At 41.0% G+C, this 8,426-nt stretch carries 5 protein-coding genes and 2 pseudogenes; 2 read left to right on the top strand and 5 right to left on the bottom strand.

Features of this window, described 5'->3' with window-relative positions:
• A pseudogene (locus L650_RS0108130) lies at positions 1–201 on the bottom strand (DNA repair protein RadA); the annotation flags it as partial.
• Between the two features lie 359 nt (positions 202–560).
• Here L650_RS0108130 and L650_RS0108125 point away from each other — a divergent pair.
• A pseudogene (locus L650_RS0108125) lies at positions 561–2,998 on the top strand (PilZ domain-containing protein).
• A gap of 189 nt (positions 2,999–3,187) precedes the next feature.
• Here the strand turns inward: L650_RS0108125 and serB are convergent.
• The gene (serB, locus tag L650_RS0108115; RefSeq protein WP_029772803.1) at positions 3,188–4,204 is read right to left on the bottom strand and encodes a phosphoserine phosphatase SerB; all 1,017 of its coding nucleotides are present in this window, start codon (positions 4,202–4,204) and stop codon (positions 3,188–3,190) included.
• A gap of 151 nt (positions 4,205–4,355) precedes the next feature.
• Between serB and L650_RS0108110 the strand changes: the two genes are divergently transcribed.
• Positions 4,356–4,976 carry an AhpA/YtjB family protein gene (locus L650_RS0108110; protein WP_004586158.1) on the top strand — a complete coding sequence of 207 codons (621 nt, stop codon included), beginning with the start codon at positions 4,356–4,358 and terminating at the stop codon, positions 4,974–4,976.
• On the opposite strand, the gene L650_RS0108105 is transcribed toward L650_RS0108110, so the two are convergent.
• From L650_RS0108105 to argS, 3 genes are all read right to left on the bottom strand, one after another.
• Positions 4,943–5,710 carry a TatD family hydrolase gene (locus tag L650_RS0108105; RefSeq protein ID WP_029772801.1) on the bottom strand — a complete coding sequence of 256 codons (768 nt, stop codon included), beginning with the start codon at positions 5,708–5,710 and terminating at the stop codon, positions 4,943–4,945. The genes L650_RS0108110 and L650_RS0108105 overlap by 34 nt on opposite strands.
• A gap of 12 nt (positions 5,711–5,722) precedes the next feature.
• Positions 5,723–6,361, bottom strand: coding sequence for a pyridoxamine 5'-phosphate oxidase (gene pdxH / locus L650_RS0108100; RefSeq protein ID WP_029772800.1), 639 nt, complete (start codon positions 6,359–6,361; stop codon positions 5,723–5,725).
• A gap of 359 nt (positions 6,362–6,720) precedes the next feature.
• Positions 6,721–8,426: arginine--tRNA ligase (gene argS, locus L650_RS0108095; protein WP_029772799.1), on the bottom strand; the 1,706-nt coding region annotated here is incomplete at its 5' end.

Raw genomic sequence — 8,426 nt, 5'->3', positions numbered from 1 at the left:
ATCAATTTTTTTAGAGCCACCACCAATACCACCTGCATAACCACCAACGGTTGCTCGCGCAGCGGCTTTTTTACTTTGCCCTGCAGAGGGTTTAAATTCTGCCAACGTGTTCCACGCACCACAGCGACACTGACCTTGCCAACGTTGGTAGTTCATACCACACTCTGTACAAACAAATTCTACTTTTGCCGCCTTAGCCATTTATAACCTTACCTACTATTCTTTAATTTAAAATGCATACATTTAGTTGTTTATTTTATCATGGGGAGAACGACATAGCAGCGCTACATTGCTAAAGCCACTCTAGGATCTATATTAGAAACAAACACATGTAATTTTCTCTTTTACTTTAAGTTAGGGCATACTTATTGCTTTTAAATACTTTAAAGTAACTTGCCAACAAATTGGCATTTAACACATAATAACAAGAGTTAAACTGTACTTACACGAAAAATCGTACCTATATTAATAACATAGCACGATGTTACGTTTATTGAATTTTTCAAATAAATGGACTTTACAGTATACCTACTTTTCAATTAGACGGTGACGATTTATAAATGGCTGAAGACATACTGCTCAAACACGAAGACCTCGTAAATGAGCTAAAAACCTATTTAGGTAACGCAAAGTTCGACCTAATTTTTAAATCTAAAACGGCAGGTTTAACAAAGCCTGAGCAGTTTTTAATGAAAATGGAAATGTCGCGCCTATCTCAGCCAGTTGCCCGTTTTGTTGACCTGCGAGGCTTAGTAACAGGCCAAGTTCGCCCGTATGAGCACAATGGTAAACAACACTTTATGGATGACACCGCCATAGAAGTATTTGAGGCAGCCTTAAAACAACNCTATACTTTAGCGGTATACGAAGCGGTAATGAATACCGAAAACAACCATCGCGTACTACAAAAACAAGCACAAGAGCAAAGTGATACACAAGTTGAAAACGACACTCTGACTACTAGCGTAATAAAATTTGCCTCTTATGAAAGCCGCTCTGAGGAGCGAATGAACTACTCGATTAAAGTTAAAATTGAGTACAACGATAAGAAAAACATTGCCGCTAGTACCTCAGATATCTCTTTGAGTGGTTGTAAAATTAAACTTCCTACCCGCCAAATTATAAAAAAAGGGCAGCTAATTGCCATGCGGCTAGTAGGGCTTGAGCAAGATTTTGAGCTAGGCCTTAAAAATGGCATTCAATATGAAGTAGTTGCAGTTGAAAACATATCTCGTGAATATAACCACATTCGTTTAAAGCGTACTTTTATAGAAAAAAATGAAGCATTCGATAATTTTTTAGATAGCTTTATAAACGGTAATAAACGCCGCTATAAAGTGAACTTAGATAACACCCTAGATGCTGTTGTTTCAAAGGGTTATGAGCAATATTATATTCCGCGCGTTACCTCTTTATACGTGTTTTTAAGTAAAAAAGGCGAACAAATTGTTCCTAGTTTAAGCCTAACCACTGAAAATAATATTTTTATTCAGCGCTATTTTACTGATGAACGAAAAGTGCCCTGCTTATATAGCATTTTAAATAATCAACGTATTAGCCAAATGCTTACCCAAGTAAACGCAGTAAAAGAAGATTACTTATATACGTTTACTCATGTTTCTGCAGGAAAAATTTATTACTACTCAGCCACGCGTACAGAGCTTAATAACAACCCTAAATTAAGAAACCTGTTTTTAGGGTTTGGTAGCCAAAAAGACAGCTGGCAATGCTTTAAGTTACAAGTTATGCCAAGCCACCCAGATGATTCGTTTATTCCATTATCGTTGCCTAACTCGGCGGGTAAAAACATAGAAAAGCTTAATAAGCCACCTTCTCCAAGAGTGGCAGGNCCGCCATTGGTAACAGTGAAGAACAAGCGCATTATAAGAAGCAGCCCTACGATAAGGCGTTAGTTAACCAGCTTAAACATTTTGGCCACGCTAAGCATAATAAGCCTCCTTATTTAGATATTGTGCCACTAGAGTATGTAAATTTACGCTCTCACAAACGATACTTATATAAAACACCTGCCGAGCTTACGTTTGAGGATAAGCAGTATCAGGCTCATACTCGGGATTTTTCGGTTATGGGTTTGCAATTAGAGTCAGCCTCGCCGGTTAGCTTTAAAAAAGGTGATATTGTTTTACTGTCTTTCCCCGATTTACAAAAAATAACTAAAAAGCATAATTTAAGTGAGCTTAAATACGAAGTGATGGCAATTAGTAAGTCGTTAACGACCATTAATTTAAAAGCCAACAGAGTTGCTGACTTACCACATGCAGGGGTTAACTTTTTTACCCAATTAATTCAAAGTAATAAAGATAAATTAAAAGTGTCTGAAGAAGCGCCTAAAATAGAAGGCCTTTCTACCGCACTGAGAAATATGGTGACCAAAAGTGTGTGCCAATTCCCGCTTTATTTACATAAAGAAGCAAGCCACTTTATTCCAGGTGCCATAGGTTTTGGTTTATATGCCAGCCCAATTCACGTGATTTTACAAAATTTTGGCTTATTAAATAATAAAACTGACCTAAGCTATATTTTAACGCAGCAACAAATTATTGATGTGATCACCCCAAGCATTAAAGATCGTAGCCGACAAGACCCGCCTTTGCCGTTTACACTCGCAATTAATTTTGACCCTAAACAAGATAACATTGAAAAGGCTGTGACGAGCCAATGCGTACTAGGCGAAACCTATTCGAGCTTTAGTGAGCAAATTAGCGCAGGCGTTAAATCTGAGCTGGTATTTGTTATGCGCTTGTACTTATCGCGAACGGGTCGCCCAGATACAGATTACCTATCAAACGAACTTAAATATGTAAGCCAATATGCAATGCACAAAGCAAAAGACATAGAAGAAGCGCTGTGGGCAGTATCTGGGGTGGGTGATATTGTAGATATAACCGACGAAGCGCTTAGCCATTTAGAGTTAGATCAAAAGCAGGTCGCTCAAATGGGCCGCAGAAAGCTGTTATGGTTAAACCGCTTGCGCTAAGCGGCTTAATACCAATCGACTTAAAAGTTTATAGCGTGCTAAATAAAACGTTAGCGGCGTTATAAATTTCTCATGTAGAACAACTACATGTCGAAATTTATGCCTTGTTATCACGCTATTTATCTGTCGCTATAAATGTCTAATAACTTAACCCGATTGGTATAACTTATTTTGGTGGTTATTCTCAGGTTACTTATTTAAGGGGATAGCCAGCATATACAACAATTGCAGTAACGAGCCCTGACATATAGCCGCTTGAGCTTGCTCCACCACTTTTGGTTTACCATGTACGGCAACGCCTAATCCTGCTTTTTCCATCATGAGCAAATCGTTTGCGCCATCGCCAATGGCTACCGTTTGCGTATTTGCTAAGCCCAGCTTTTGCTGCAGTGTTTCTAAAACAACCGCTTTTTGCTGCGCATCAACAATGGCACCAGAGACTTTTCCTGTGAGTTTATTGTTTGCAAATTCAAGCACATTAGCATGTACTTCATCTAAATTAATCAGCTGCTGCACACGCTCGGCAAAGGGCACAAACCCGCCTGATGCTATAGCAAGATACCAATTATGCTGCTTTAATATTTGGCATAACGCTTTAATACCTGGCATTAATGGTAAGGTGTTTTTTAAGTCTTCAATTAAGCTTTGCTCTATGCCGGCTAACTTTGCTACACGCTGATTTAAACTTTCGCTAAAATCTAGTTTGCCCGCCATTGCAAGCGCGGTCACCGAAGCCACATCGTCATATACATCTGCTAAACGTGCAATTTCATCAATGCACTCTATGGTGATGGCGGTAGAGTCCATATCCATAACCATCAGCCCTGGCTCATATAGGTTAGGTGGCGTTGTAACTTGCACTAGCTGAAAATCAAGCGTGTTTGCAAACTCTCTTAGCGCAAGCGGGTTAATTTTTTGCTCTGCCTCTGGGCTATAAAAACACAGAGCTGGGGCTAACCCTAAGTCGGGCTGATATTGACATACAGCGGTTACTTTAAGCGCGTGCGTTTTTAAAAAGTCGATAATACTCGTTACATGCTTTAGTTCAAAATCGCCCGCAAACGCAATACTAAATAACCCAACGGTTTTATCTGGTATTGTTTGAGCAGGAGTAAAACTCCCTTCTTTGTAATCAAACCATGTGTTTAGCGTTAAAGAATGTAATGCTTGCTCAGCAGCTGGCTGTGCCATGTTCATTTGCGACATGGGTTCTCCGTGTTTGTTATTTATTTTTCTAATTTGGCGTATCAATTAGGGTATTCATAACGCTAAATTCGCCATCGGGGTAGATTTAAGGTTATAGTTAGCGTAGTTGTAACATCAAATCAAAATGCTGTCAGTAGCATATACGGTGACTATGAAAAATAACCATATAAAAAGCCCTTTGTCTGCATCACAAAGAAAGCGAATCGTTCGCTTGTTATTGGCTGCGGGCTGTTTTGTATTACTGAGTTTTGTAGGTGTTAACAGTAGCTTTGAAAGCCACCAACTACTTTATAATAGTGCCGATAATACTGCCAAAAGCTTAACCTCATTTATGGCTCTTAATGCTAAAGAGCCACTGCTTGCTAAAAATAAGCCACAGCTTAGAGCTTTGTGTAATGATATAAGCAAAGACGAGTTTGTACTTTCAGCCACAATTTACGATCAGCAAGGCGTACTTATAGCCAGCAGCGATCACTGGCAATCGCACCACATATTTGGCCAATTACCAGAGTCTACCCCAGGGATTAGTAAACTAAAAACCCCGTTTGTTGAGCCTGTTGTAAGCGACATAGATAAGCCTTTAGGCTTTGTATCTATTACTTATTTAACCCGCGCGGCAATATCTGACAGCCACAATCACTTTCATGATTTAGGCAGGCAAGTTTTATTAATGCTAGTAATAGCCTGTATTTTTACATGGCAGCTAGGGCGAGGCCTAAAACGTTGGCAGGTAAATCGCTATATGCAAAAAACCTCAGAGCAAGAATCGTAAAGCTGCTGAGCAAGTTCGGCTTTATTGCTATTTTGCTTTAAGCTACATAAAACTTCAAATACAGCAGGAATATGCGCAGGGGTGTTAATTTCTCCCTGATGGCCACTTAATGGCATTGAGGGCGCATCCGTCTCAAGTACTAAATGCTGCGGTTCTATTTGAGCAATTACATCACGGGTTTTAGCTGCTCGTTCATAAGTAATAACGCCACCTACACCTAATTTAAAGCCCTGTTTAATATAATACTGTGCTTGTTGCATGGAGCCTGAGTATGCATGTATCACGCCGCCATATTTTGGCTTGCAGCGCTTAAACGCATGCGCAATTAAATCATGGCTTTGCCTGTGATGCACAATAAGCGGCAGCTTGAGCTCGTTAGCAAGGGTAATATGTTGCTCAAATAGGCTGGTTTGTTTTTCAAGGTCATCAATACTTCTATCAAGCCCGCACTCCCCTATTGCCACCAGCTGTTTTTTATTGGTTTTTGCAAAATCGAATAACTGCGCTAAGTGAGCATCTTTATGCTCATCTAAAAAGTAAGGGTGAAGCCCTACGGCAATATGTACTTGTGGGTATTTAGATTTAAATTCAATTAGTTGCTGAGATTGCGCCAAGCTAATACCTGGCACAACAAAGCGCTCAACGCCTTTAGCCATACACTCTTTTATGAGTGCTTCGCGGTTTGCGTCAAACTCAGTAAAATCGAGGTGGCAGTGGGAGTCTATAAACTTCACAGCGTAAACCGGTTAAGGGTTTAAACGTGTTATTTGCCAGCTATTATCGGTTTGGCACTGATAGATAAAGCGGTCGTGTAAACGGTGTGCGCCGCCTTGCCAAAACTCTATTTTAGTAGGCACTACGCAGTAACCGCCCCAAAAATCAGGCAATGGAATTTCACCATTAGCAAATTTACTCTTCATGTTTGCAAAGGTTTCCATAAGCACTTTACGCGATGAGACCGGCCTGCTTTGCGCTGAGGCCCATGCTGCTAATTGGCTTTCTTTAGGGCGCGATAAAAAATATTTAGCGACTGCAGCCGCCGGTAATGGTTTTGCCTCGCCGTATACAATCACTTGGCGCTCCATATGGTGCCACGGAAAGTGCAGCGATATTTTGTTATTGCCTTTTAGCTCTTGCGCTTTACGTGAGCCGGTATTAGTAAAAAATACAAACCCGTTATCATCTAAATGTTTTAACAATACAATACGCTGTGAAGGTTGCCCGGTTTCATCAACCGTTGCCACAACCATGGCCGTTGGGTCTGGGATATTACTGCCCACAGCATGCTCAAGCCACGTTTCAAATTGTTTGAATGGATCATCTTGCAAGTTATCTTCGCTTAGCGCGTCTTGCAGGTATTCACGGCGGATGTCTTCGAGTTTCATAAACAAATCCTTCTCTGTTTATTAAAGCGTATGTGGGTAAGTTAAGGTCAGGCAATCAATAGTAATCAGTAATAAGAACAATTTTATATTTTGGGTTAGTGCTTGGTTAATGTTGGGTTTCGTTTCACTCAACCCAACCTACGGTGCTATCAGCTATCAGCTATCAGCTATCAGCTATCAGCTACAAAATTGATTAACTTACAAAAGTTCGTCAAGTAAAGCCTAAAATCATCTGCAAGTGTAGGAGTGCTAGCAAGGCGGTAAAACTATTTATGCCAAGGAGCATACGGTTTGTATGTGACTTAGGCTAAATAGTTTTACCAACGCAGCTAAAGCGAACTACACGAAGCAGAAGGTGATTACATTTGCTCCATGACTTCAATGCCTAACAAATCCAATCCTGTTTTTAGCGTATCTGCCACTAAATTACATAACACTAAACGGCTATCGCGTACGCTTGGCTCTACGCCTTCTTTAAGTACTGGGCAGGCTTCGTAGAATGTCATGTATAGGCTAGCTAGCTCGTATAAGTAGCTACATAGTACGTGCGGAGTAGCCTCAGAGATCATTAAATCAAGGACTTCTTCAAGCTGTAACAGTTTAAGCGCGAGTGCTTTTTCTTGCGGCTCGGCTATAGCTACATCTGCATTTAGCGTAGCGGCATCGACACCTGATTTACGGAAAATACTGCGTACACGGGTATAAGCATATTGTAAGTAAGGTGCTGTCGCGCCTTCAAAGCTTAACATGGTGTCCCAGTTGAAAATGTAATCGCTGGTACGATGCTTAGAAAGATCAGCGTATTTAACAGCGCCAATACCTACTTTACGCGCAATTTCGCTGCGATCATGATCTGATAAATCAGATTCACGCTCAGCAAGTTTTGTTGCTGCACGACTAATTGATTCTTCAAGTAAATCAGCAAGTTTTACTGTACCACCTGTACGGGTTTTAAATGGTTTACCATCGGCGCCCATCATGGTGCCAAACGGGCAAAACTCGTAGCTCGTTTCATCGCGTAAAAGGCCTGCTTTACGTGCGGTAAGCTCCACCTGATTAAAGTGAAGGCTTTGGCGTGCATCAACAAATATTAAAATACGCTCAGCGCCTAAGGTATTTGAGCGGTAGTTACACGCGGCTAAATCGGTGGTTGCATATAAAAAGCCGCCGCCAGATTTTTGCACGATAAACGCCGATGGCTCACCATCTTTATTGGCAAGTTCATCTAAAAACACCACTTGTGCGCCTTGCGACTCTACCGCTATGTTTTTATCTTTTAATAGGCTAATAATATCGTTAAGCTCACTGTTGTAAGCACTTTCAGCCATAATATCGTCTTGGGTAAGCGTTACGTTTAGACGTTTGTAAACTTCTTCAGAGTGCTTAACAGAGGTCGCTATAAATAGCTTCCATAGCTTTTCACAGTGCGCGTCGCCACCTTGTAGTTTAACTACATAGTCACGGGCTTTATCGGCAAAGCCTTCTTCATCGTCAAAACGTTTTTTTGCATCGCGGTAAAACGTTTCTAAATCAGCAAGCGCTACCGACTCTAAGTCTACGCCTTGGCTAATTTGATCTTCTAAATGCGCAATTAGCATACCAAACTGTGTGCCCCAATCGCCCATGTGGTTTTGACGAATGACTTTGTCGCCTCTAAATTCAAGCGCACGTACAATGGCATCACCAATAATGGTTGAACGCAAATGGCCTACGTGCATTTCTTTTGCAAGGTTAGGTGATGAGTAATCTACCACGACAGTTTGCGGATTTGCGTGCTCGTTTACAGCCAGTTTTGCATCGTTGTTTGCTGCTTTTACACTGTTGGCTAAAAACTCCGGCTTTAAATGAATATTAATAAAACCTGGGCCGGCAATTTCTGTTTTTTCAGCGATGTCGGTTACATCGAGGTTATCAATAATTTTTTGCGCAAGCTCACGTGGGTTGCTTTTCATTTTTTTAGCGGCGCCCATTGCACCATTAATTTGGTAATCACCAAACTGTGGGCGTGTGCTTTGTGTAACAGCTGGGTTTGTGTCTTCTGGTAGGCCTGCTGCGGTCATGGCGG

The sequence above is a fragment of the Pseudoalteromonas sp. TB51 genome, assembly GCF_000498055.1.
Classification (GTDB): Bacteria; Pseudomonadota; Gammaproteobacteria; order Enterobacterales; family Alteromonadaceae; genus Pseudoalteromonas; species Pseudoalteromonas atlantica.
The sequence above is the reverse complement of the archived record's forward strand: the minus strand, read 5'-3'. Positions and strand labels throughout refer to the sequence as shown.